This is a genomic window from Idiomarina sp., from assembly GCF_019431395.1.
Lineage (GTDB): Bacteria > Pseudomonadota > Gammaproteobacteria > Enterobacterales > Alteromonadaceae > Idiomarina.
Map to the genome: position 1 here is coordinate 1049009 of NZ_CP080268.1, position 23525 is coordinate 1072533.

Annotated in this window: 24 protein-coding genes; 14 read left to right on the forward strand and 10 right to left on the reverse strand. The window is 48.3% G+C overall.

From position 1 onward, the window contains the following. Nucleotides 1-54 precede the first annotated feature (54 nt). Nucleotides 55-1422, forward strand: coding sequence for an MBL fold metallo-hydrolase (locus KZ771_RS05215; RefSeq protein WP_290654581.1), 1368 nt, complete (start codon nucleotides 55-57; stop codon nucleotides 1420-1422). Here the strand turns inward: KZ771_RS05215 and KZ771_RS05220 are convergent. Genes KZ771_RS05220 through KZ771_RS05230 form a run of 3 tightly spaced genes read right to left on the reverse strand, consistent with a single transcriptional unit; the run spans nucleotide 1379 to nucleotide 5084 of the window. After that, nucleotides 1379-2368, reverse strand: a complete 990-nt coding sequence (locus KZ771_RS05220; RefSeq protein ID WP_290654582.1) for a Fic family protein — start codon at nucleotides 2366-2368, stop codon at nucleotides 1379-1381. The genes KZ771_RS05215 and KZ771_RS05220 overlap by 44 nt on opposite strands. Nucleotides 2369-2407: 39 nt before the next feature. Continuing rightward, on the reverse strand, nucleotides 2408-4492 hold the full coding sequence (locus KZ771_RS05225) for a sensor domain-containing diguanylate cyclase (protein WP_290654583.1): 2085 nt from the start codon (nucleotides 4490-4492) through the stop codon (nucleotides 2408-2410). A gap of 10 nt (nucleotides 4493-4502) precedes the next feature. Next, nucleotides 4503-5084 carry a biliverdin-producing heme oxygenase gene (locus KZ771_RS05230; protein WP_290654584.1) on the reverse strand — a complete coding sequence of 194 codons (582 nt, stop codon included), beginning with the start codon at nucleotides 5082-5084 and terminating at the stop codon, nucleotides 4503-4505. A 121-nt stretch (nucleotides 5085-5205) separates the two neighbouring features. On the opposite strand from KZ771_RS05230, the gene KZ771_RS05235 reads away from it, so the two are divergent. Further along, nucleotides 5206-7119 carry a methyl-accepting chemotaxis protein gene (locus KZ771_RS05235; RefSeq protein WP_290654585.1) on the forward strand — a complete coding sequence of 638 codons (1914 nt, stop codon included), beginning with the start codon at nucleotides 5206-5208 and terminating at the stop codon, nucleotides 7117-7119. Here KZ771_RS05235 and KZ771_RS05240 read toward each other — a convergent pair. Both KZ771_RS05240 and KZ771_RS05245 read right to left on the reverse strand, forming a co-directional pair. Further along, complete coding sequence (locus KZ771_RS05240) at nucleotides 7116-7523, reverse strand: HIT family protein (protein ID WP_133538282.1); 408 nt, start codon at nucleotides 7521-7523, stop codon at nucleotides 7116-7118. The two genes, KZ771_RS05235 and KZ771_RS05240, sit on opposite strands and share 4 nt — an antisense overlap. Beyond that, complete coding sequence (locus KZ771_RS05245; protein ID WP_290571253.1) at nucleotides 7510-8031, reverse strand: YqiA/YcfP family alpha/beta fold hydrolase; 522 nt, start codon at nucleotides 8029-8031, stop codon at nucleotides 7510-7512. The genes KZ771_RS05240 and KZ771_RS05245 overlap by 14 nt, the downstream gene beginning before the upstream one ends. A gap of 156 nt (nucleotides 8032-8187) precedes the next feature. Between KZ771_RS05245 and KZ771_RS05250 the strand changes: the two genes are divergently transcribed. Beyond that, nucleotides 8188-8985, forward strand: coding sequence for a hypothetical protein (locus tag KZ771_RS05250; RefSeq protein ID WP_290571251.1), 798 nt, complete (start codon nucleotides 8188-8190; stop codon nucleotides 8983-8985). 34 nt (nucleotides 8986-9019) lie between these two features. Beyond that, nucleotides 9020-9874 carry a hypothetical protein gene (locus tag KZ771_RS05255; RefSeq protein WP_290654586.1) on the forward strand — a complete coding sequence of 285 codons (855 nt, stop codon included), beginning with the start codon at nucleotides 9020-9022 and terminating at the stop codon, nucleotides 9872-9874. Here KZ771_RS05255 and KZ771_RS05260 read toward each other — a convergent pair. After that, the gene (locus KZ771_RS05260) at nucleotides 9864-11141 is read right to left on the reverse strand and encodes an acetyl-CoA hydrolase/transferase C-terminal domain-containing protein (RefSeq protein WP_290571247.1); all 1278 of its coding nucleotides are present in this window, start codon (nucleotides 11139-11141) and stop codon (nucleotides 9864-9866) included. The genes KZ771_RS05255 and KZ771_RS05260 overlap by 11 nt on opposite strands. A gap of 160 nt (nucleotides 11142-11301) precedes the next feature. Between KZ771_RS05260 and KZ771_RS05265 the strand changes: the two genes are divergently transcribed. Both KZ771_RS05265 and KZ771_RS05270 read left to right on the forward strand, forming a co-directional pair. Then, nucleotides 11302-11901: an isoprenylcysteine carboxylmethyltransferase family protein gene (locus KZ771_RS05265; protein WP_290571245.1), complete on the forward strand. Its 600-nt coding sequence runs from the start codon at nucleotides 11302-11304 to the stop codon at nucleotides 11899-11901. A 167-nt stretch (nucleotides 11902-12068) separates the two neighbouring features. Next, a complete protein-coding gene (locus KZ771_RS05270) occupies nucleotides 12069-12359 on the forward strand; it encodes a hypothetical protein (protein WP_290654587.1) in 291 nt (96 codons plus the stop codon). A gap of 3 nt (nucleotides 12360-12362) precedes the next feature. On the opposite strand, the gene KZ771_RS05275 is transcribed toward KZ771_RS05270, so the two are convergent. Continuing rightward, the gene (locus KZ771_RS05275) at nucleotides 12363-12749 is read right to left on the reverse strand and encodes a glutaredoxin domain-containing protein (RefSeq protein WP_133538277.1); all 387 of its coding nucleotides are present in this window, start codon (nucleotides 12747-12749) and stop codon (nucleotides 12363-12365) included. A gap of 69 nt (nucleotides 12750-12818) precedes the next feature. Here KZ771_RS05275 and KZ771_RS05280 point away from each other — a divergent pair, with 69 nt between their 5' ends. The 3 genes from KZ771_RS05280 to KZ771_RS05290 are packed head-to-tail and all read left to right on the forward strand — an operon-like array spanning nucleotide 12819 to nucleotide 15871. Further along, the gene (locus KZ771_RS05280) at nucleotides 12819-13193 is read left to right on the forward strand and encodes a hypothetical protein (protein ID WP_290571241.1); all 375 of its coding nucleotides are present in this window, start codon (nucleotides 12819-12821) and stop codon (nucleotides 13191-13193) included. Between the two features lie 49 nt (nucleotides 13194-13242). After that, nucleotides 13243-15144, forward strand: coding sequence for a protein-disulfide reductase DsbD domain-containing protein (locus KZ771_RS05285; protein ID WP_290654588.1), 1902 nt, complete (start codon nucleotides 13243-13245; stop codon nucleotides 15142-15144). A 13-nt stretch (nucleotides 15145-15157) separates the two neighbouring features. Further along, a complete protein-coding gene (locus KZ771_RS05290; protein ID WP_290571234.1) occupies nucleotides 15158-15871 on the forward strand; it encodes a DsbA family protein in 714 nt (237 codons plus the stop codon). Between the two features lie 193 nt (nucleotides 15872-16064). On the opposite strand, the gene KZ771_RS05295 is transcribed toward KZ771_RS05290, so the two are convergent. Beyond that, complete coding sequence (locus KZ771_RS05295) at nucleotides 16065-17048, reverse strand: LLM class flavin-dependent oxidoreductase (RefSeq protein ID WP_290571232.1); 984 nt, start codon at nucleotides 17046-17048, stop codon at nucleotides 16065-16067. A 79-nt stretch (nucleotides 17049-17127) separates the two neighbouring features. Between KZ771_RS05295 and KZ771_RS05300 the strand changes: the two genes are divergently transcribed. Together KZ771_RS05300 and KZ771_RS05305 are read left to right on the forward strand one after the other, a co-directional pair. Beyond that, nucleotides 17128-17409: a hypothetical protein gene (locus KZ771_RS05300; RefSeq protein WP_290654589.1), complete on the forward strand. Its 282-nt coding sequence runs from the start codon at nucleotides 17128-17130 to the stop codon at nucleotides 17407-17409. Beyond that, the gene (locus KZ771_RS05305; RefSeq protein ID WP_290654590.1) at nucleotides 17333-17995 is read left to right on the forward strand and encodes a permease; all 663 of its coding nucleotides are present in this window, start codon (nucleotides 17333-17335) and stop codon (nucleotides 17993-17995) included. Before KZ771_RS05300 ends, KZ771_RS05305 begins: the two co-directional genes overlap by 77 nt. Here KZ771_RS05305 and KZ771_RS05310 read toward each other — a convergent pair. Together KZ771_RS05310 and asnA are read right to left on the reverse strand one after the other, a co-directional pair. Next, entirely contained in the window at nucleotides 17964-18758 is a 795-nt protein-coding gene (locus KZ771_RS05310) for a CLCA_X family protein (protein WP_365996587.1), read from the reverse strand. The genes KZ771_RS05305 and KZ771_RS05310 overlap by 32 nt on opposite strands. Then, the gene (gene asnA / locus KZ771_RS05315) at nucleotides 18758-19738 is read right to left on the reverse strand and encodes an aspartate--ammonia ligase (RefSeq protein WP_290654591.1); all 981 of its coding nucleotides are present in this window, start codon (nucleotides 19736-19738) and stop codon (nucleotides 18758-18760) included. Before asnA ends, KZ771_RS05310 begins: the two co-directional genes overlap by 1 nt. Nucleotides 19739-19899: 161 nt before the next feature. Here asnA and asnC point away from each other — a divergent pair, with 161 nt between their 5' ends. From asnC to KZ771_RS05330, 3 genes are all read left to right on the forward strand, one after another. Further along, the gene (gene asnC, locus KZ771_RS05320; RefSeq protein ID WP_290654592.1) at nucleotides 19900-20370 is read left to right on the forward strand and encodes a transcriptional regulator AsnC; all 471 of its coding nucleotides are present in this window, start codon (nucleotides 19900-19902) and stop codon (nucleotides 20368-20370) included. Between the two features lie 117 nt (nucleotides 20371-20487). Next, nucleotides 20488-23118: a M14 family zinc carboxypeptidase gene (locus tag KZ771_RS05325; protein ID WP_290654593.1), complete on the forward strand. Its 2631-nt coding sequence runs from the start codon at nucleotides 20488-20490 to the stop codon at nucleotides 23116-23118. Between the two features lie 128 nt (nucleotides 23119-23246). After that, nucleotides 23247-23417 carry a DUF1328 family protein gene (locus tag KZ771_RS05330; protein WP_290654594.1) on the forward strand — a complete coding sequence of 57 codons (171 nt, stop codon included), beginning with the start codon at nucleotides 23247-23249 and terminating at the stop codon, nucleotides 23415-23417. Nucleotides 23418-23525 lie beyond the last annotated feature (108 nt).

Sequence of the window (23525 nt, forward strand, 5' to 3'; positions counted from 1 at the left end):
ATCTCTATGCAACATTAGCACAATCTTAAGGTGTTTCATTTAATAAGGTCTTTAATGAACATTATCCACCATGGCGGGTTTAATCAAGTAACGGGCTCTTGTCACGAAATACTGTTATCGAACCACGAGCGCTATTTAATTGACTGTGGATTAGCTCAGGGCGAGGACGTAACGACTGATGTTGATGACGAACACTTCGGTATTAACTTTTCGTTAGCTGGTTTAAACGCTGTCCTGATAACACACTGTCACCTTGACCACATTGGCCGTTTACCTTATTTGTTCGCTGCAGGTTACAAAGGTCCTGTCATTTGTACCTCAGCAACCGCAAAGTTGTTGCCGCTGGTATTAGCGGATGCGGTTAAAGTCGGTATTAGCCGCAACCCTGAATTGGTGGAGGCCGTGCTAGCCCGGCTCGGCCGGCAACTGCAACCGGTTGATTATGACCATTGGCTGACGTTATCAGATAATTGCCGGATACGGTTTAAGAATGCGGGTCACATTATGGGCTCGGCGTTTATCGAGATGGATACCCCGACACAACGCATTGTTTTCAGTGGCGACATCGGTTGCAAAAACACCCCGCTTTTACCTGATCCTGCGCCGTTAGAACACGCTGATTTGCTGCTATTAGAAAGTACCTACGGTGACCGTTTGCATGAGTCTCGTGAACAACGAAAGCAACGCCTTAAACAGATTATTAACCGCTGTATTGAGGATCGGGGTGCGGTACTGATACCTGCGTTCAGTATGGGCAGAACCCAGGAGTTGCTCTATGAATTTGAACAGATTTGGCACGAGCTAGCCAGCGCAGGACATCAACACTTCCCTGAAATTGTTGTAGATTCGCCCCTGGCTAGCGAATTAACCGAACTCTATAGCGAATTACATGAGCTGTGGGACGAAGAAGCAAAACAACGGCTTAGCAATGGTCGCCACCCATTATCGTTTGAACATTGCCATGTGATTCGGGATCACGATCAGCACCAGGCATTGGTCAACCGACTGGCATCTACGGCTGAGCCGGTCATTATTATTGCCGCCAGTGGCATGTGCGCCGGCGGGCGTATGGTCAACTACCTGAAAGCGCTGTTACCCGATGCGCGAACCGATGTGCTTTTTGTTGGCTTTCAGGCACAGGGTACGCCCGGCAGGGATATTCAACAATACGGCCCAACCGGTGGTTACGTTGTGTTGGATGGAGAGAAAATAACGATCAAGGCAGCAATACATACGTTAGGCGGATATTCTGCCCATGCAGACCAGGCCGAGCTGCTGGATTTTATTGGCAGCGCCAACGGTGGGGTAAAGCAGGTGCGGTTGATTCATGGTGAACCAGACGCGCAAGCGGCACTCGCACAAAAAATTAATGCGCGCTTCAGTATTCCGGTAGAGACAGCTGCCGGGACGTTGGGCGGGTGACAATCCAGCGACCTGACCGTGCCGAGCCCTGACGCTCTAACAAACCATCCCGTTTTAACCGAGATAAATGTTTTTCTACCGCGCGCGATGAAATCCCCAGTACCTCTGCTGCGCGCGCGGCGCTCCAGTCGGGTTGCTGTTCCAGTAAATGCAGCAGTTTCTCGCGGGTAGAGATTTTTTCCGAACCTATAGAGCCCTCCAATTCGGAGGTATTACTGCGGTTCTTTTCCGAACTTACCCCCTGTTCCTTGTTCGGTAATTGCTCGGTAAGCTGTTCAACTGCCTGCCCGATTAACTGCAGGACAAAATCAATAAAACGGCTATTGTCATTATCAGCTATCGCTTGCTTCAAGCATTCATAGTACTGCGCTTGGTTGTTTTTAACACACTGCTCAAACGGAATTTCCAACAAAAAAGGATGCCATTGATGCAAAATCGCTTTTATCCATAATCTTGCAATGACGCCGTTAGCGCGTGCAAATGGCTGGATAAACTCCAGATCAAAAAGGGTGTTGGCGGCATTTAGCAACGGGTGGTGGCGGACATCGCTATTGGCATGCAGGCGCTGACGCAGCATTTTAGAAATTTGATTGGCCGGAGCTGTCATATGCACCAGTCGGTTTTGCCGATAAACCCCCATGCCAGTACTACGATAATGTCCGGCATCAGTTGCGGGCTGGAGCAGCTGCGCATGCAGTTGCCGTAATGCTCTTTCATCGTTAGTGGAGAGACTTGCGACACGATCAAATAACGATACTAGCGTGCTTATGACTTGCGGCTCATCTAACGAATCAATAGCAAGGCTGGCGCGCAAAAAGTCTTCCCTTAGCGAATTAATGGATGTTGTTTGCTCAAGTTTAACCTTTAATACACCAACGGCTTCGCTTGTGTAAGCGAGACGGCCTGCGACTTCGGCCACCGCCAGCATTGCCTGAGATAAGCTCACTTAGCGTCCTTTATTCTAATATCGATGACTATTTGCAAACTATTCGCTATAAACGCGATTTCTCCCTTCGTTTTTGGCGCGATAAAGCGCTTTATCAGCTCGTCTTACTAAGTCACTACGAGTATCAGCCTGGTCCAGTTCTGCTACACCAAAGCTTGCGGTTACCACGCCTGCTTTGTCAAATTCAATATCCGCCATAACTTGCCGTAATCTTTCTGCAAGTTCCGCAGCGTTATCTAACTCAACTTCAGGTGCGATAACCAAAAATTCCTCTCCGCCCCATCGGCCTAGTGCGTCGGATTTTCGCATTAGGCTGTCGAGCGCTTTAGAAATACCTTTTAGCACCTCGTCGCCAACATCATGCCCGTAATCATCATTAATCTGTTTAAAATTATCGATGTCGAAAATAATGACGCTTAGTGGATGCCCATGCCGTTGTGCACGACTCAGCTCCTCGTCAAGCGCCTGCTCCATGTGATAACGGTTCCATAGCTGTGTTAAGGCATCGGTATGAACCAAATGCTCTAAACGATCATTAGCTTGCTGCAGCTGGCTGTTTAATTGTTCGATTTGATAAGCGGAGGCGCCAATAGCCAAATCCTCTGCCAGTGTTTTAGCCGCTTGTTTTTCGTCATCTGTCCATTCGATCGACCGGCCTTGTAGCTGTTCCTGCCAACCGACAAACGAACGCCTCGGCGACAGCACCGTGCGTCCCTTAAATTGTTGTCTTTCGGTTTTTTCCGGCTGGCCGGCCCAGGTTTTTACTTCCACAGCTTCGCGACGAAACATCAGCAGCCAACCATTTAGCTCTTTTTCGTAAGGCATCGACACCGCGAGTAAGCCTCGAAAATCTGTGTCTTTTAGCAGCATTGAACAATCAGACGCACCTAGCTCGCGGCTGCTGTAAAGGCCGGTAATCCAGTGTTTTTTGCGTAGCCATTCAGCTAACTCGACGAGTGTACTAAGGGGAAGTTTCTCACCTACTTGACTGATTTCATTGCCGTGAACTAATACCACCAGTTCAATTTGAAATAGCTTTAACCAGCGCTTACCCTGACTTTTTAACAATTGTTCGGGCGCCATGATATCTTTATCAGGGTCCAGTAACGCTTTGCGACTTTGCTCAACCTTATCGAAAAACTGCAAGGCCTGATACTGACGCTGTAGCATCAACCGCTGACTGGCCATCATCACCAGTGAGTGCAACGCATGGCGTTGATAAGGGTTCGTTTGTGCTGGTCGCAGGCCGTGGCATGACAAGATGCCCCAGAGCTTTTTTTCGTCAAAGATAGCTATAGAGAGCGATCGGCAGATGCCCATATTTTCCATGTAGACAGCATGTATGGGCGATACCGCGCGCAGCATGCCTAAACTTAAATCGAGCGGCTCTAACGCCTCAATATCCGGGTTCTGGACTAACTGAGCAGCGGGCATTGATGTCGACGCGATTTTTCGTGCCGCATTAACCCGGTACATATCCCGCACTTGCGGGGGAATATCGCTAGACGGAAAATGCTGTCCCATAAAGCTACTGATGTCAGATTCGCGGAGATATTCAGCAACTACTTCGCCGTTCCACTCGCTATCAAATTTGTACACTAATACCCGTTCAAAATTACTGATAGCAGCAGCTGACTTAACTAATTGCTGTAACGTTTGCTGCTCCGTTTTAGCTGCCTGAACCCGACTAAACTGTTGCCGCACAGTCGAAGTAAAATCACTCGCTAACTTGACGTAAAGCGGCTCGATTTCGAGGATTAATAATTGTTGGCTTTGTTGCTGCCGGATCTTAAATAACGTACAAAAGACATCGATATCAGCTTGTTCAAAGGAGTATTCAAAAGACGCCGTCGGCGTTGCCGGATCCAGCCGGTTTGCAGCGCGCTGCATGGCAGTCATTAAATTATCAGCGAAACAATCTGCAGCGCTTTTGCCAAAAAGCTGCTCAGGGTTACACCCCAAAAAATTTTCGATGTTCTCACTGCAGGCGAGCACCTGCTGAAACTGAGTATCAAATGCAACAAGCGCGCCATGTCCCTGCACCGCACCGGGAATATGAATAGGCTCTTTAGCACAGTTTTCCAGTGCTTCCGATAGCTCAGTATCATTCAATTTTTCTACCACCTTGCTCTCCTTAGCAACTTTGTTGTTGATAGATAGAATGCTGCTGCGCTAATAATGTATCAAAACCATCCATTGCGCCACTGATACACCGTTGTCGCTGGCTTGCGTTCAATTGCACTGTTTCTAACCAACGTTGAAACAATGACCAGGTTCCGCGGCGGTGAAAGTTAAAATACGCAAGTCCTGAGTTTCGATCACGACGCAGTTGGCGCGCTAGTCTTTTCGCTAATATTTTACCGCCGGCTGTTGAGCCCTCTATCACGTACGCTATGCCAATAGCGCGATAGAAGCAGGGCTCCACCGTTGCCGGCTGATAAGTTGGCGTAATCCCCTGAAGCTGATGAATATCCCGAATGATTTCGCGTAGCCTTGGCATGTAGTAATAAGTGCCACTGGATTGATCACCAAAATGATGCTGTAAGCTACGCTCGGCAGACGCCACGAAATCATGCAACACAAAAAGTGCATCCAGATAACCGTCATCATCAAGATCCGCTGACATCAATGCGCTAATCGGCGCTTGTTGCTCGACTTGTCGGTGTTTAGCCGCGGTCTGTTGACGCAATAATGCAAGTAACGATAAATTTTCCATATAGCTAAAACGGTACCTTGATTAATTTTGATCAGTCGCTGCGCTTTACTTTTTGTCTAATTGGCCGACATAGACACTGAATAAGCCAACACCTTTACAGCAATAAGTTATCGGAGCTTACATGCGGTTACAACAAAAGTTAACGGTTAGTATTGCCGTAGCACTTGCCACCCTACTAGCCATATCACTAGTAATTACCTCGGTGATGGTAACCCGAATGCTCGAAACCCGGGTGCTAAAGCAAGAGTTGCCGGCGACCCTGGGTGAGGTACGTGGCGAGGTTGGACAATTGATCAATGAGCCCATACAGGTATCGCGCGAATTAGCTAACAACCGTTATGTGATTAGTGATTTGCTGGCAGGCGAAACCGATAATGCGCAAACAGCCATAATCAACCAGCTCTCGGCCACCGCAGAAAGTAACCAGGCAACCGCTGCATTTATAGTCTCACAACGCTCCAGTAACTATTACACCGCGGACGGATTGCTAAAACAAGTGTCCTCGGCGGAGCCACGCGACAGCTGGTTCTTTGATTTTGCTAAAAGTGACGAGCAGCTGTCATTAAACTTTGACGTAGACGAAAATACCGGCGTGCCAACTATTTTCGTTAACGTTCGGGTGGCGGAAGATGGCGAATTTCTGGGTGTTGCAGGTATTGGCAAGTCGTTACAGAATTTAAGCAAGGCCGTTGCTGATTACCAGGTCGGAGAATCGGGTGTTGCCTATATTACAGACCAATCCGGTGCCGTACAGATTCACCCCAAACACAGTGACTTCCCACAATTAAACCGATTAGTTGGCTCGCAGGCAGCGGGCGAACTTTTAAAACAAGGCGATTTTAACTACGCCGAAACCGAACGCGACGGTGAACCGCTTATTGTTGCAAGTACCCCTTTACCCAATACCCAGTGGCGAATCGTCGTCGAGCTACCCGAAGCCGAAGTTTATGGCCAGCTGACGAACACCATTGTCACGCTAACCATTGTGTCGATTTTAGTCGGGATTGGCTTTGTGGTTGCCATGGCATGGTATGCCCGCCGCATCGTTAAGCCCATTAAACGAGTTGCATCGCGGCTCAATAATATGGCCAGTGAAGGCGGCGATTTAACCCAACGGCTAGAGGTAGAAACTAATGACGAAATTGGCGAATTAGCCAACGGATTTAATGCATTCCTGGAAAACCTGAGCGCGATCATTAATAGCGTTCGAGATACCGCTAAAGCACTTAATGACAAAGTCGTAGAAATTGATCAGTCAATGAATAAGATCAATGGGTTATCTAACGAACAGGAAAACAAAACCGATCAGGTTGCGGTTGCCATGAACGAAATGGAAACCACCGTTAAGGAAATTGCGCAAAACGCTAACGAAACCGCCAATGGCGCAGCTGAAGCCCAACAAACAACGCGAGAAAACCGACAACAGTTGCAGCAAACTGAGCAACGGATGCAACAGCTGTCAGCAGACATAGACTCCGCAGCGCAAACCGTGAGCGAGCTGGCAGACGGAGTGCAAAGCATTTCCTCTGTTATCGAAACCATCGAAGCTATTGCCGAGCAAACCAACTTACTGGCACTTAATGCAGCTATTGAGTCTGCCCGCGCAGGCGAAGCCGGGCGTGGTTTTGCGGTTGTTGCCGACGAGGTAAGAACATTGTCGCAACGTACCAACCAATCAACCGACGAAGTACGCAGCAAAATGGAGTCGCTGAAAGGCTCTGCCAACCATGCCGTCGAACGCATGAACCATAGCCGCGATGATGCGCTGCAAACCAGTGAACACGTTGCTAATGCAGCGCAAAAACTTCGCGACTTAGTTGCGTTGATAGAAAGTACAGCTGACATGAGTACGCAAATAGCTACGGCAACCGAAGAACAAGCATCGGTGAGCCAGGATGTTGCCAGTAATATTCAGGCCATTGCTGATTTTTCTCGTGACGTCAGTCAGTCTGTCGCGCAAAGTCATGATGACTGCCGCAGTATGAGCAAAATGGCCGATGAGTTGCGCCAGTTGCTGGCTCAGTTTAAAAGTTAAAGCGTTAACTCACGAAACACCTGCTGCAGCCGCACAACTTCCTGCTCAGCAAGCGGCTGTGGCGGCAACCTACCCCAGACAGGGTCAGGCCATGCTGGGTCATCGGTATAACGGGCAATGTGGTGCAGATGTAATTGCGGAACCTTGTTGCCGATGGCAGCAAGGTTTAATTTATCAGGCCGATACTCGGCTTTTAGCCAGTGATTTAAAAAAGCACTTTCCCGCCACAGTTGCTGCTGGTCGTTCTCGCTTAAATCAATGACTTCAATGATATTTGGGATGCGTGGTACTAATAAAAACCACGGAAAATTCGCATCGTTTATGACTCTAACCTGGGACAACGGCCAATCAGCCAGATGCAAACTATCCTTAGCTAATTGCGGATGTAATTCAAACTCTGCCATATTGCTCTCCTGCCATAATATCCTTTAAAAACCGCTCAAAAATAGCGGCCGTATGGTCTAACGTGTCGACCAGTCGATGGTCATCATTCACAATATGTAAATCCGCGTTCATCGGTTGGGCAAAGCGCCAGCTATTTTCCACCGGCACAACGTTGTCGCGCCAGCCGTGAACAATGCTAACCGGACAGCTCAGGTTCAGGTTATCGAGATTAGTATATCCGCCAAGATAATAGGCAGGCGCCATTACAAACAATCCACTGCATTCGATTGCACCGGCAACTGCTGTTGCTACGTAACCGCCCATACTAGAACCGACCAGTAATAACGGACCTGAGGAGCAGCCGTGCACATGCGCCTGTAATTGTTTAACGCGCTGATCAGCATCATATTCGCCTTCATAATCAAGGCTCTCGACCGAACAGCCAAGTTTTTGTGCGACCTCAGCTAAACGCTTTATTTTTGTGCCCCAGGGACCGCTTTCTTTTCCGTGATTAAAAATAACGTGCATAGTCTCTTGTATATCGTGTTAAATTTATCTTATAAAAAACGTATAGTGTATTGTTGTAGCAAAGTTAATGCGTACAACTCGACGTAACGGTGGATTCAATTGATAGTAGCACGGCTTGTCACTGTATTATTAATCCTTTTGGGGGCTGTATTACCCTTGGATACAGCCATTGCTCAGGATCCCGATATTCGTTTTGGTATAAACGCCGCGCCGCCTTTTCATATTCCCGAGTCGATGCAGCAAAAGCAGCAGATACCGGCCGGCTTCTGTGATGCACTAGTCGAAACCGTATCACAGCAACTACCCGACCACACAATCGAAGTTAGCCGGTTACCGCAGATACGTATTCGTCGCTTAATGAAGCGAGAACAGAACCTTTGCTTTCCCTGTTTAATAAAGCGCAGCTCGTATAATCCTGATTACTATTTTAGTGACACCGTTAATCTTTATCCCCCACATGGAATTATCACGCGTAAATCAGTAGCCGAACAATTACGCCAACAGTTCGGTGATCAAATTAGTTTTGCCGATATTGCCAGCCAAACCGAACTACGTTTTGCTCAACCCAGTGGGCGTAAATACGGTGATATTCAGCCCATTTTAGAAGAGCACCTGATTGATACTGACAAATATCAGGACGTATTTGGTAACAATGCGACCTACAACCTATTGTCTATGATCGCGACAGATCGAGTTGATTACACAGTCGATTACCCGATGATGATAAAACTCTATCGACAACTCGGCGCCGTGAACACAGCCGAAAGCCAGTTAACCTTTATTCCGATTACCGAATACCAGCAAAAACCTATCATCGGTGCCATCGGTTGCGCCAGAACCCCCTGGGGTAAACAAGCTATCGACGCCATTAATTCTGTTTTGCCGAAAATTAAACAGAATAAAGAATTTAACCGCAGTCTCGATTTTTGGTTGGGCGCGGATCGGCCCAAATAGCGCAATCACTGTGACGCGTTCACGGGAGGTGAAAATGAAAAGCTGTAAGATACTCATGCTAATTGCTTTTTGGTCTGCTATTGCAATTGGTCAGGCCATGCAGCAAGTTCAGGCAGAAGATGACCCGGCAGATATTATTTGGGGAGTTAACACTTCACCGCCGTTTCATATTTCACAAGGTGACTATCAGGGAGAAGGTATCTGCGACGTGCTAGTCGATGTTATGAAACAAGAATTGCCGAAGCTACAGCAACAAATTCGTCAATTACCCGCGCGCCGTATCACCCTGTTAATGAAACGCGAACGCAACTTGTGCTTCCCCTGTCTAATCAAACGTTCCAGCTACAACGCCGAGTTTTACTACACCGATACCACACACAGCTATCCGCCGCATGGTATTGTTGCGCATGCCAACGCCGCTAAAAAAATTACTGATCGCTACGGTAACCCGGTCTCCTTCGAGGCTCTAGTGCAGGATAATCGTTTTCGGTTTGCACAGCCTATAGAGCGTCGCTATGGCGAACTGCAGCCGTTGGTCGAGAAACATCTTATTGGCAAGTCACATTACCGTATCGTAACCGGTGATAACGCCCACGTTAATTTAATGACCATGATGTTGAATCACCGTGTCGATTACACCGTTGATTACGAGATGATTAAACGATTTTATGAAGCCGACCAAGTCAATGAGACCGACGAACAGTTGGTGTTTTTACCGATAGCGGAATATCAGGGGAAGGTTATCGAAGGCGCCATTGGCTGCAGTAATAACGACTGGGGCAAACGCGCTGCTGAACACCTTAATAGTGCTGTTGAGCGGCTGCAAGCCAACGCTCGCTTTCAGCAAGCGCTGGACCAGTGGCTGGGTGAGCAACGGCCTAAACCGTAAGCCCCCAATCGTTGTATGCTTCGCGCGCAAGCTGTTCACGAAACTGTGGCGCAGCGATGTCGATTAATGCGCGGGCGCGCTCAGTCATGCTTCTGGCACGTAAATTCGCGATGCCATGTTCGGTGACAATATAATGCACATGGGCGCGTGTCGTTACTACACCGGCGCCGGGTGCCAATAACGAACTGATACGGGAAACCGTTCCGCCACAGGCTGTCGATGGCAAAGCGATAACTGAACGGCCGCCCTCAGAAAGGCTTGCCCCGCGAACAAAGTCCATCTGCCCGCCCACACCGGAATAGATCTTGGTACCGATTGAATCAGCACAAACCTGACCACTTAAATCAACCTGCAGGGCGCTGTTAATCGACATAACCTGCTTATTTTGCCGAATCACCGAGGTATCGTTGGTGTACTCAACATCCAAAAAGAACACCTCCTGGTTATCGTCGACAAAATCGTACAGACGCTGCGATCCCATGGCAAAGGTTGTCACGATTCGGCCGCGATGCTTGCGCTTACGCGAGTTATTAATAACACCACTTTCTACCAGCGGTAATACCCCATCCGAGAACATCTCGGTGTGAATACCCAAGTCCTTATGGTTACCCAGACAGCCTAATGTGGCATCGGGTATCGCCCCTATCCCCATTTGCAGACAATCACCATCGTCTATAAGGCTCGCCACCTGTTCGCCAATTTTTTTAGTGGTTTCATTTTGCGGCGGCTGCTGGTGCAAAGGTAACTCAGCTTCTTCGACAAAGTAACGATCAAAACGGCTTAACGGAACTAACGCATCACCATGTGTCCGTGGCATTTTTGGGTTAACCCAGGCAATTACTTTTTCAGCGGCCTGCAGCGCTGCCCGCGTGGCTTCGACCGAAATTCCCAGGCTACAGTTACCATGCTTGTCTGGTGGTGAAACCTGAATAATCGCGGCGTTTAACGGTTGCTCCCCTGAGCGAAATAATTTCGGTATTTCGGACAGAAAAATCGGCACATAATCTGCTAAGCCGTCGTTGACCGCTTTGCGGGTAGACGCCCCAACAAAAAACGCACGTTGTCGTAAATGGCCCTTCAGAGCGGGATCACTCAAGGATTCGCTGTATTCAGTATGTAACTGTAATAAGGTTAAGTTCTGGCGCGAAACAGCTACATTTTTTAATCCCTCAAGTAATTTGTAAGGGGTTGCCGCCATTGACTGGCACCAAATGACATCATTGTCCTGTAATATTTCCAGTGCTTGCTCTGCGCTGTTAACTTTCATCGATCATCCGTCTCTTGTTGACCATTAAAACTTCAGGCATTTTATCACAATGTCCCTAGCACTGTTGTGGACATTAGGGGTACCCCTTTTAATTTTTGACAATCACCGTACAATGAACCGATCTAATTTTTAGAATCATTAACACCAAGGAGTGTTCACTGTGGATGTGGATTTACTATCCCGCTACTTTCTGGCGATTTATTTTTTGGTGATTGGCGTTCACTACACTAGCGTTGCACTCGGCCGCTTGCAGCGTACCGGGCAGTCTCATATTAATGCAGGCAGAACCGGAACCAAACCCTGGATTGTTCGACAAACGTTTAACTTTTTTCGAACCGCCATTTTAGTGCTCTGTGTGTCTCGTTTACTGCTACCAACCGACAGTTACCTGGGTCGTTTTGACAGCCTGTACCAATTACCTGTGGTATTAACGGGTATCGTTTTAATGCTGGCTTCGCTAAGCATTGTCAGCTATGTGCATTCATACATGGGCAGTGAGTGGCGTTCGGGCGTTGCTGATGGCGCAACACAATTGCTGACTGAAGGCCCTTATAAGTACTCTCGTAACCCTATGTTTATCGGTATTATGCTGGGCCAGCTGGGCTTCTTTTTTAGCTTACCCAGCCTGTTCACTTTAATTTGTTTTATTGCCGGTGCCACCGCTATCATTAGCCAGGCGAAACACGAAGAGAACGCACTAAACGCCTTGTATGGCGGACCCTACGAACAGTATAAGCAACAGGTTTCGCGGTGGCTGTAACGGCATTTAACAAATGTTTTAAGGGCAAACTTTAATCTGAATAAATTCAAAGAGATTGGCTTTTTTAACACAGTCTTTACAATTTAATAACGCAGTAATCCAAAATTCTTAACTACACTTATTAACAGGTAATTGACGTTGTTAATACTCTGTAAGGGGGTGTGGTTATGGACAATCATCAAACCAAACTTAATGGTAGTTCGCTGGGCTTTTTTCTAACCACCGGAATGATGTATTTGGCGTTGGCGTTATTAGCCGTGTCACCGGTTGCAGTGATTTGGATTGCCGCCGATTGGTTGCATGAAGTATTTCGCCAGTCCAACACCTTTTTCGGGCAAAATCCACGTTTGTACACAGTGCTGACTATTATTGCGGTATCTGCCGCGCTGACGTTGGTCGCAGATAAAATCTACCATCACATCAAAGCGCAGCAAAAGAGACAACTCGAACACATTTAATTGTTAGCCGAAACGTCGGGTGAGATAGGCGTTAATGTCACTGGATTCATACATCCATTCGACGCTGCCATCGTCTTGCGTAATTTTAAGGCAAGGCACTTTGACCCGGCCTCCTTCCTGCGCTAGCTCCTGCCGATACGCGTTATCGTTTTGTGCATCGCGGGTCTCTATGGGTAACGAGAGACCTGCCATGTGTTTGCGTACTTTGATACAAAATGGGCAGGTTTTAAATTGATATAGTGCTAGCTGCTGACATTCTTCCTCGACTTTTGCCTGTTGTTCAGACGAGCGTTCAACACCTTTTGGCGTACTGAGCTTTTCGCCAATTAACATAAAAGGCGTTAAGATCAGGCGAACCAATCTAAAAAAATAGCGAATCAAAATACGCATAAGACTTACCTCTTAAATAAAACGCCGCAAGCTTACCACATGCTGATTTTTGTGATAAGTTTAGCGCCGATGAAAACACTCCCGACACCACAAAAATTACAGCACCTGCTCTTTACAGCGTTTGCCCTGATCGCTGTGTTTGTGCTGTGTTGGGGACAGCAATTTTCGGTAACCCATTACTGTCCTGCTAAAGCAACCGTAGTCGCTGACTCAGCGAGCTATGGTGAATCAACAGCCAACGCAGAGCATGACTGCGCGGCCTCCGAGCAGCTATTAGCCTCATCGTCGGTTAATACCGACTTTGCCGACGTGGTACTTTATGCAGCTGCATTGCTTATTATTGCGGCACTGTTTTATTTGCACCATAGTCAACGCTATCGCGAGCAGCAGCCGCCGCGTCCGCATCCGCCCTACCATACCCTCTACTGTAGTTATCTGGAATAAATTCACCTCACTTAAAAACTTATCGTTTTAATTTTGTGAGGAAGTAAACATGAAACTAAGAATACTCGCTGTAACGGCGATGATGATGATGCTGCTATTAAGCAGTGCCTTTGCAGTTGCTGCTGAGCCGCCCTCCAGCGGCTGGCTACAACAGCAAGAACATCCTGATGTTAAAGTACGTTTAGCGTTTACCGGTCAAATAAAGGACGGTAAAGCGCTGGCCACACTCGAGGTTCAGCTCGATAACGACTGGAAAACCTATTGGCGAGCGCCCGGCGAAGGTGGCGTAGCACCATCCTTTAATCACCAACAGCTGGAAAATATCGCTGCAGTCGAATGGTTATGGCCGTTACCACAAACCTATTCGCTGCAAGGCCTTAATACCATTGGCTATCAAGACAATGTAGTGTTCCCGCTGTTAGTAGAGCTTAACGAACAGGGAGCTTTTGACTGGCAAACCACGCTAACGTTATCGACCTGTACTACGGTCTGTGTATTAACCGACTATAAAATCAACTTAAGCGGTGACACCTCACAGTGGACGGTTTATAGCCAACGAGCCGAGCGTTTTCAAATTGCCCGTTCCAGGGTCCCTGTGCAACGCAACACACCCATCGAGGCTGTCTGGGATAACGACCGTCAGTTGCTATCCCTAAGCTCAGCGCAGGGCATCGAGCAGATTTATTTTTATTCGGACGATGCTGACCTTAACGAGCTAACTTTTGCCAATACACGTACAGAAGGCGGCGAGGCTATTGTTAAAGTTGACCATTGGCTGGAAACACCTGAACTGTCAGGTTTAGAACAAGATCAGTCTATTGCTGCCGTCATTGTCGATGAAACCGGAGCTTTTCAATCACCGCTTGATATCACAGCAGGCGCAGTTAACAACCTCCCTACTACGGTGCATTCGCTACCTGTTATTTTGCTGTTCGCCCTGCTCGGCGGCTTAATACTGAATGTTATGCCTTGTGTGCTGCCGGTGCTGGGTATAAAACTTCGTAGCCTAATCCAAAGTCAACAGAAAACCCAAGCCCGGACTAAGTTTTTAGCCTCTGCGGCAGGCATTATCAGTACCTTTTTTGCCCTGGGCATTGTCGTCGCGGTAATGAAGCTGAGCGGTCAGGCAGTTGGCTGGGGTATGCAGTTCCAAAACCCCTGGTTTTTGGGCGCACTGGTCGTAATTACCGCAGTATTTAGTGCCAACCTGTTGGGACTATTCGAAATCCGCATGCCGCAGGGAATGAGCCAAAAGTTGGCCACGCAAAAAACCAGCGACAGTCACCGCGGCGACTTTTTTCAGGGCGTTATAGCCACGCTACTGGCAACTCCCTGCACAGCGCCTTTTTTAGGAACCGCCGTTGCATTTGCCATGGGTGCCGACATTGCCGTGCAACTGACCTTGTTTGTTGCACTGGGCGTTGGCATGGCGCTGCCATGGCTATTGGTGGCCGCGAAACCTTCGTTAGTACGGTTTTTACCCAAACCCGGACGCTGGTTAAATTGGATTAAGCCGGTTTTTGGCATCATGATGGGCTTAACAACACTCTGGTTGCTGAGTTTATTGATTATCCACCACCTGGCACCCGCTACCGCGACACCGGACCCAGGCTGGCAAACCTTTGAACAAGAAAAAATAGCCGCCGCAGTTGATGACAACCAAGTCGTTTTCGTCGACGTGACAGCCGACTGGTGTCTTACCTGCAAAGCCAACAAGCGTGCGGTTATTGAACAAAACCCCGTAGCTACGCGCTTAACCGAAGCGGATATGACGCTGCTGCAAGCCGACTGGACCACACCCAGCGATAACATTACTGATTACTTACGCCAGCATAACCGCTACGGCGTGCCTTTTAACATCGTCTACGGACCCGCTGCCCCTGAGGGCATTGCACTACCTGTAATTCTTACCGACAGCGCCGTTTTAGACGCTATCGAACAAGCCAAATAATACGAGGAAACCCATGAAACTATTAACCAAAACCCTTACAGCAAGTATTTTCTTTGCCTTGAGCACCGGAGCCTACGCACAACAAGATAAAATCGATGAAATCGAGGCGATGCTGCAACAAAACCCTGAAATTATTGAATCTGTTTACCAAAGCATCAAGCAGTATCAGCAACAACGCGCGTCTATGAACACAAACATGTCGGCAATTTATGACAGCGACGATCATCCTGCGTTTGGCAACCTTGACGCAGCAAGCGATCAACAAATCGTCGTATTTACCGACTACAATTGTCCCTACTGCAAACGTCTCGAACCGGTGCTGGAGCAGTTACTGGAAAACTATCCCGAACTCAAAGTGGTTAACGTGATTGTTCCCTTGCGCCAACAGCAATTAGAGGGTATCGACACCAACTCGGCCTTTTACGCCCAGCGCGTCTGGCAGGAACAGCCCGCTAAGTTTAAACAAGTGCACGACCTGTTAATGGCCAAAAATGGCATGCATAGCGCCAAGTCCCTGCGCCAAATTGCCAGCAAAACGAACACTGAGTCGCTATTAGCGCCGAGTGATACAGTCGAAGCCAGTATCCGTAATAATTATAAAATGTTCAGCGATATCGGCCTGCGCGGCACGCCCGGCACTGTCGTTGGTAAGGATATCATCCCCGGTCTGGTACCCTACGAGAACCTGTTAGAAGTCGTTAAAGCCAACTTACAGGTCGCCGAGTAACAGTAGAAAGACGGCCTCAGTGTAAAAGTGTGGCGGAGTGGGAGGAGTCTCGCAGCGGAATGTTGGAGGCCATGGATGGCCGGAAACAAGCCCACATGGATGTGCTCGTGGCGGTTCCGCTGCGAGACCCCTCCCGCTTCGTCAAAAGCTTTTACACTGACGTCGCCACGCCTTCCGGTTTTCAGCTTCCCATTTAATTCTGGCTCAAGCTTTCGGCGGCGATTTCTAAACTACGCAAGCGTTGCTGATGGTCGAACGCGTGGCAGGTCAGGATAATTTCGTCAATGCCGGTTTCGTCAATAAAGTGATTGAGCGTGTGCTGTACCTGTTCTTTGTTGCCCACCGCCGAATAGCTTAAGGCATGGTTAGCAGCGGCGAGTTCGTGTGGTGATGCCACCTGGTTTATATCATCGACCGGTGCTTTAAGCGGTCCCGGCATGCCGCGTCTTAGTGACACAAATTGCTGTTGCATCGAGGTCATCATGTGCCGAGCGTCCGCTTCTTTATCCGCCGCAAACACATTCATTGCGGCTGCTACGTAGGGTTTATCCAGATAGCGTGATGGCTTGAAGTTATCACGGTAAGCGCGCAGCGCATGGTGCAGATAGTCTGGTGCAAAATGCGATGCAAAGGCATAAGGTAACCCCAAGTGCGCCGCTAACTGAGCACCAAAGGTACTGGAGCCCAGTAGCCAAACCGGTATGTTTTGTTTAAACCCCGGCACCGCTTTGATGGCATCAGCTTCATCTGCCTCAGCAAGATAACCCAGCAACTCCTGCACGTCATTCGGAAACTGCTCGGCGTCGTTCGGCTTTCGACGCAGTGCTCTTAACGTGGCCCCGTCAGTACCGGGTGCTCTGCCCAAGCCCAGGTCAACCCGTCCCGGATATAGCGCATCTAAAGTGCCAAATTGTTCAGCCACCACAAAGGGGGCGTGATTAGGCAACATGATACCGGCCGATCCAACCCGGATCTTATCCGTTTTACCAGCAACATAGCCCAGCGCAACGGCTGTCGCGGCCGAAGCAATACCGGTCATATTGTGATGTTCGGCCATCCAAAATCTGTGGTAGCCCCATTTTTCAGCGTGTTGTGCCAGATCAGCAGAATTGCGCAAGGCCTCGCCCGCTGAGCCCGCTTCAGTAATAGGGGCAAGGTCTAGTAATGAATACCGCATGAGCAAAAGTAATCTAAAATTCCATTTGAGTTGTATGTAATAAGGTGAGGTTATTTTATCGCGGTTTCAAGGAGCAAACATGAAACAGTTTCTGGCAACCTGGGGCGAGGCTGCCTATACCAGTGTCGGCTTTTTCTGGATGGCATTGTGGGCCTTTATTCTGGGTTACCTTATCAGCAGTTTGATTCAGGTATTAATTACCAAACAACGTATGCGCAAATCGATGGTCGCTAAAGCTGCATACGTGGCATCAAGTTTCGATGAAGTTTGTGATGGAATGGCAAATGGTGTGGAAGGACGTCCTGATTGGCTTTACCGTTGCAGGTATTATCTCTGCGTTTGTTCCCAGCGCATTTTTTGAGTGGTTGTTTGTTGGCGTTGGCTCAGAGCAGGAACTCGGTTTTTGGGCGGTATTACAACAGGCGGTTGTTGGCCCTATAGCCGCTTTTTTCACCTTTATCGGATCGATGGGCAACATTCCCCTAGCAGCTGTTCTGTTTGGTGAAGGTGTTGCGTTTGCCGGCGTGATGGCATTTATTTTTTCTGATTTAGTCGTGTTGCCTGTATTGCGAATTAATGCGCGTTATTACGGTTGGAAGATGTCGCTGTATATCGCCTTGATGTTATTCGTTTCATTAGTCGCAGCCTCTTTAGTCATGCATTACGGTTTATTGAGCTTTGACGCATTGCCAACTGCAGAAAACTGGAATGCTCCGACTGACAGAGCGCACTTTGAACTAAATTATGGCTTTGTGCTGAACCTCATATTTCTCAGTTTCGCTGCGCTTTTAGTCAAACTCTTTGTCGACCACAAAACCGGGCATGACCACGATCATCACCACAATCATGGTAGCGGTAAAACACTCAGCGATAAGGTGATGCTGACACTGAGTGCAGTCAGTGTGGCATGGCTGGTTATTGGTTTAGCGCTTTACCTAACCGGTTAAAGTAATCAAACCAACACTCAGCAACACTGTTCTGCAAGTCTATCGGCGGGTACAGTCCCGCCTGTGCCGTATCGGTTTGTATGGTGCCTGCCACAAGAAAGTGATTCTTTAATGACTGGCGCTGTAAAATAGCCTCAAAGCAGCGTGCTGCCACTTCCTCCGGCATAGCAAAATATTGAGTGTTCAAGCGTTTATCGTAATTCATACAGTGGCGCATAAATGTTCCCGGCTGCTTACCATCGGCTGACAAAAACAAGCGCTTGAATGCCAATGCCAGACAATGGTTGAGGGGATGTTCAATAAGTGCGTCACTGGTTAGCCAATGCCGTGACGCAAATCGCATGGCCGGTGGTTCATCCGCAAACATTTTTGTGCATACATAATGATCAAACGCATGAAACCACTCATGCGCTAAACTGCCGCCACCAGCATTTTTGGCCAATGCTAAGACTCGACCTGTCGGCTGATAATGTGCACTCGCACCCGGACGACCGCCGATACCATAGTGCAACGCTAAAGTACCGCGTAACGACAGCACCTCAGCCGGCACTTGCAGTAACTGTTGTAGGTCGCACAGCGCATCAAAAAATAAATTAGCCGCCCGCTGTTGTTCTGCTTTGGTTACCCAACGACCAATACGGACTGAGTAAAAACCAAACAACTGGACGATATCGGCAAAGCTAACATCGGCACCCGCGCGGTGGTTGGCACCGTTTCTATAGTATTCTCGCATCGCATTATTGTACGCACGGCTTAGTTGCACTACAACGCGTGTTTTACTTCTTCCGGCCACACGCCACACTGGGCCTGGGCAATATGATCAAGTTGCAATAGTTGCATCACTACGCGTGATTGCCCGATGCCTCCGCCGATGGTCAGCGGCAATTGCCCGGTCAGCAATGCCTGATGCCAGGGTAGTTCAGCACGATGCTGTTGGCGGCTTAATTCGAGTTGTTGCAATAGTGCGGTGCTATCGACGCGGATGCCCATGGACGACAACTCTAGTGCATCCTGTAAGCCATCGTGCCAAACCAGTAAGTCACCATTTAAGCCGGTAAATCCTTCTTCTGACAATGTGCTCCAGTCATCGTAGTCCGGCGCCCGGACATCATGCGGCTGACCTTCTTTGAGTTGACCACCAATACCCATAATAAACACGCTACCCTGCTGACGAGTTATTTCACGCTCACGCTGCTTGGGCGAAAGTTCGGGAAATTGCTGCGCCAGTGCCTCGCTGTCAATAAAATAAACTTGATCCGCTAGATGCTTGCGCTCCCCCTGCCCAGCCAAGCTTGCCTCGGTAGCCAGCAATGCGGCGTATATCTGTCGAACGGTTTGCTTTAAAAACGCGACGCTACGCTCAGTTTCGTCAATGACTTTTTCCCAATCCCATTGGTCAACATAAACGGAGTGCTTGGCACTTAGACTATCTTCATCCGGGCGTAGCGCGCGCATGTCTGTCAGAATACCTTCACCGGGTTCGAAGCCATAGCGTGCGAGCGTGTGACGCTTCCATTTTGCCAATGAGTGCACCACTTCAAAACGCTTATCCGGAATTGCTTTTACCGAGACTGATACCGCCTGTTCGTGTCCAGCCAAATCGTCCTGGATCCCCGTACCTGTTTCACTCAGAATCGGTGCCTGCACTGGAACTAACTGTAATTGTTGACAGAGTTGCTGACTAAAAGTTGTTTTGACCTGTTGGATCTGTAGCTGGTGTTTGATGTATGTCGTTTTTGTCATGGCTTGCCTCGTCATTAACCGTGATTCATTACTTATGCTCAATTGTTTAAACATTTTTCGCACAATCACGTTAATTATTAAACACTATTTAAAAGAAAAGCCTTTACATAATTAATAAAATAAAATTAAATCCACTAAAACCAGCAAATCGTTAAAAAATCATGAAGAATACCAGTGAAAATTATCAAATCGACAGTTTAGACCGTTCAATCCTTAATACGCTGATGAATGATGCACGCACAGCCTATAGCGAAATCGCAAAAACATTGCGCGTCAGTCCGGCAACGATCCATGTGCGGGTCGAAAAAATGCGCAAAGCCGGAATTATCGCCGGTACTGAGCTTAAGGTTAATGCTAAGCAGCTGGGTTACGATGTCTGTTGTTTTATTGGTATCACCCTGCGTCACGCCGGCGACTACCCTAAAGCGATTGCGAAACTCGAAGCATTAGAAGAAGTTATTGAGGCCTACTACACCACCGGACCCTACAATGTGTTTATCAAAATCATGACACCGTCGATCAATGACTTGCAGCATGTGTTAATTAATCGAATTCAGTCGATAGAAGAAGTTCAGTCGACTGAAACACTGATATCCCTGCAACAACCGATTCAGCGTCAAATCAAGCCATAAAACAACGATTAGTATGCGCCCCCCATCGCAAACCAGCCGCAGAATACCGAAAAGTACTTACCGTCGGCTGGGTTTTTGCTATGGTATTGCGCAAACTACAACAAGGGGAATTCACTTATGCTACGTCAGCTTATCCGTGGTCTAAGCGCAGTTGCGGTAGTCAGTATTGCACTACCCTCAATGGCTGCAAGCAAAGATCTATCCTATTATCTGCCGTCCGATGTTAGCTACGACCCATCGATTACCAAACCCGCTGAAATTCTGGGTCATGAGGTGGGTGAATGGCATGCACGTCACGATTTAATCGTGCGTTATATGGAAGTGCTGGCAGAAGAGTCTGACCGGATTACGTTTGAAGTAACGGGACGTACGCATGAACAACGCCCATTGGTATTATTAACCGTAACCTCACCCGATAACCAACAAAACATTGACGATGTGCGACAACGTCATTTAGCCGCCGCCGATCCCAACCGTGATGCGGATCCAGATAACACGCCACTGGTCATGTATATGGGTTACAGTATCCATGGCGACGAGTCCAGTGGCAGCAACGCCGCTTTAGTTTTCGCGTATTATCTTGCTGCCGCTCAGGGCGATGCGATTGAACAGGTACTCAACGATTCGGTTATTTTATTGGATCCCGCTTTTAACCCTGATGGCTTAGCACGTTTTGCTCAGTGGGCGAACCAGCATCGCGGCCAAAACCTGGTAGCTGATCCGGACCATCGCGAGCATGTGCAACCCTTTGTTCGCGGCCGGGTCAATCATTATTGGTTTGATATGAACCGTGACTGGTTGCTACTGCAACACCCTGAGTCACGTGCGCGTGTTGCTAACTTCCAAAAATGGAAGCCAAACGTGTTAACCGACTTTCACGAAATGGGCACTAATAGCACCTTTTTCTTTCAGCCCGGCATTCCATCACGTAAAAATCCGATTACGCCGGATGAAAATGTTCGCTTAACCGAGATCCTGGCTGCTGAGCACGCGGACTCACTGGATGAGTTTGGTAATTTATATTACACCGAAGAATCCTTCGATGACTTCTATTACGGCAAAGGTTCGACTTATCCGGACGTGCAAGGCGCGGTGGGTATCCTGTTTGAACAAGCCTCAAGCCGCGGTCATTTGCAGGACTCTATTAACGGCGAAGTGGAGTTTCCATTTACCATCCGTAATCAGTTTATTACGTCGTTAAGCACCATTTATGGCGCGCACAAAAACAAAGCCCGCTTTATCGAGTTTCAGGAAAATACCTACGACCGTTGGATGGAGATGGGTGATGACGCCAACTTTGATGGCTACCTGATTGGTGACGGCAGCGATGCCAATCGCCTGCAGGGCTTAGTTGATATTCTTAAACAGCATGGTGTCGAGGCGTACCGGGTAGAAAAAAACATTGAGACTGATGGCAAGCGTTATGAAGCTGGCCGCAGTTACTTTGTACCTGCCGAGCAGCCGCAGTTTGGCTTAATCCAGGGTATGTTTAGTACCCGTAAATCGTTCCCGGACAATACCTTCTATGATGTTTCCGGCTGGACGCTACCGATGGCCTTTAACCTGGACTTTTCGCAATACCGCGGTCGTATCAGTCTGGCTGACAACGCCTGGGATGAACCTCAACGAGCAAGTTATCCGTTAGCCGCCGATGCCTATGCATACGCGTTTGACTGGAATGACTATCTTGCCCCGGGCTTACTGCAGGAACTGTTAGAAAATGACATCCATGCCCGCCAGAGTTACAAACCGCTGACGGTGGAAACACCTGACGGCGTGAAAAAGCTCAGCGCCGGCTCAATCGTGGTAACGCGCGCTTATCAACAGCATGACTGGGCTGATGTACAAAAGGTATTGGATCAGGCAGCTGCGGAGCGTGACATCGCGGTCGTATCTATCGAAAGCGGTTTAACTCCCGAGGGCATTGACCTGGGTAGCCGTAACATTAATCCGGTCGAAGAGCCATCGGTGATGATGTTGACCGGTGACGGTGTAAACCTGTACGAGGCCGGTGAGGCTTGGTATTACTTTGACCGTCATGTAGGTGTGCCATTGTCTATGGTCGATACTGATCGTTTGTCGCGTGTTGACCTGACTAAATACAGCCATATTGTGCTGGTTGACGGGAGCTATTACACGCTCGGTGAGCAAGAGCAACAAAAGCTGTCGCAATGGGTTAACAATGGCGGCGTGATTATTGGCCAACAAGGCGGTGCGGAATGGCTCGCTAAAAATGAGTTGTTACGCGCGCAATGGGTGGCGGACGAAGTATTCGAGAAAGCCTTCGACAGCAGCGGCTTAAGCTATGCTGAGCGTGACGGCTTTTATGCGAAGCGTCGCGTAGCGGGTGCAATATTCAACATGCAAGTTGATACCTCTCACCCGTTATTGTTTGGCTTCCCGCGCGAAAATATGCCGGTATTTAAAGACGAATTAAATGCTATGGAGGTGCCGGAAAGCCCGTTTATTAGTGTTGCCAGCTACGATCAGGAACAACCCTTATTAAGCGGCTATGCCGACGAACGTAACCGCGATGTGCTGAAAGGCAAATCAAACATCGTTGCACACCGTTTAGGTGGCGGGCACGTTATTGGCTTTGCAGACAATGTTAACTTCCGTGCTTTCTTCTGGGGAACGGCCAAATTACTGAGTAATGCCGTCTATCTGGCCCCTGCGATAGAAGCTTATGCCAAACCGATTGAAGACAAAAAAGCCGCAGATGCTGCGGCGGCAGAAGCAGCGCACTAAGCAATACTGAACCGCGCAATCAAAACCGCTATAGTTCGCGCTATAGCGGTTTTTTTATACTCATTTGATCTTTTCTGAATTTGTTTACTATTGTTATATGGAACAACAAAAAAATAGGGAGATTCAGTATGTTACGTTGGGTACTTATTTTTCTGGTGGTTGCAGTTATTGCCGCGGTGTTGGGTTTTGGCGGTATCGCCGGCGCGGCAGCAGAGATTGCAAAAATTATTTTCTTTATCTTCATTATTCTGTTTGCCATCTCGCTAATTGGCAGTCTGTTAAGGCATGGTAAAAAATAACAAGCAGTCTATTAGACCTTGGTCTGATGCCCAGTGTTATTGAGCATGCGTTACAATAATTGGGCTAGTTCAAGGTTTTTTTACTGTTTATTACAAATTGTCTGTATA

Excerpts from the sequence above, each read along its gene's own strand:
- KZ771_RS05290 (WP_290571234.1), top strand. The coding sequence starts at position 15,158 with ATGAAACTATTAACCAAAACCCTTACAGCAAGTATTTTCTTTGCCTTG.
- KZ771_RS05280 (WP_290571241.1), top strand. The coding sequence starts at position 12,819 with ATGAAAACACTCCCGACACCACAAAAATTACAGCACCTGCTCTTTACA.
- KZ771_RS05330 (WP_290654594.1), top strand. The coding sequence starts at position 23,247 with ATGTTACGTTGGGTACTTATTTTTCTGGTGGTTGCAGTTATTGCCGCG.
- KZ771_RS05275 (WP_133538277.1), bottom strand. The coding sequence starts at position 12,749 with ATGCGTATTTTGATTCGCTATTTTTTTAGATTGGTTCGCCTGATCTTA.
- KZ771_RS05270 (WP_290654587.1), top strand. The coding sequence starts at position 12,069 with ATGGACAATCATCAAACCAAACTTAATGGTAGTTCGCTGGGCTTTTTT.
- asnC (WP_290654592.1), top strand. The coding sequence starts at position 19,900 with ATGAAGAATACCAGTGAAAATTATCAAATCGACAGTTTAGACCGTTCA.
- KZ771_RS05235 (WP_290654585.1), top strand. The coding sequence starts at position 5,206 with ATGCGGTTACAACAAAAGTTAACGGTTAGTATTGCCGTAGCACTTGCC.
- KZ771_RS05215 (WP_290654581.1), top strand. The coding sequence starts at position 55 with ATGAACATTATCCACCATGGCGGGTTTAATCAAGTAACGGGCTCTTGT.
- KZ771_RS05240 (WP_133538282.1), bottom strand. The coding sequence starts at position 7,523 with ATGGCAGAGTTTGAATTACATCCGCAATTAGCTAAGGATAGTTTGCAT.
- asnA (WP_290654591.1), bottom strand. The coding sequence starts at position 19,738 with ATGACAAAAACGACATACATCAAACACCAGCTACAGATCCAACAGGTC.
- KZ771_RS05295 (WP_290571232.1), bottom strand. The coding sequence starts at position 17,048 with ATGCGGTATTCATTACTAGACCTTGCCCCTATTACTGAAGCGGGCTCA.
- KZ771_RS05300 (WP_290654589.1), top strand. The coding sequence starts at position 17,128 with ATGAAACAGTTTCTGGCAACCTGGGGCGAGGCTGCCTATACCAGTGTC.
- KZ771_RS05260 (WP_290571247.1), bottom strand. The coding sequence starts at position 11,141 with ATGAAAGTTAACAGCGCAGAGCAAGCACTGGAAATATTACAGGACAAT.
- KZ771_RS05230 (WP_290654584.1), bottom strand. The coding sequence starts at position 5,084 with ATGGAAAATTTATCGTTACTTGCATTATTGCGTCAACAGACCGCGGCT.
- KZ771_RS05305 (WP_290654590.1), top strand. The coding sequence starts at position 17,333 with ATGGTGTGGAAGGACGTCCTGATTGGCTTTACCGTTGCAGGTATTATC.
- KZ771_RS05325 (WP_290654593.1), top strand. The coding sequence starts at position 20,488 with ATGCTACGTCAGCTTATCCGTGGTCTAAGCGCAGTTGCGGTAGTCAGT.
- KZ771_RS05245 (WP_290571253.1), bottom strand. The coding sequence starts at position 8,031 with ATGCACGTTATTTTTAATCACGGAAAAGAAAGCGGTCCCTGGGGCACA.
- KZ771_RS05255 (WP_290654586.1), top strand. The coding sequence starts at position 9,020 with ATGAAAAGCTGTAAGATACTCATGCTAATTGCTTTTTGGTCTGCTATT.
- KZ771_RS05285 (WP_290654588.1), top strand. The coding sequence starts at position 13,243 with ATGAAACTAAGAATACTCGCTGTAACGGCGATGATGATGATGCTGCTA.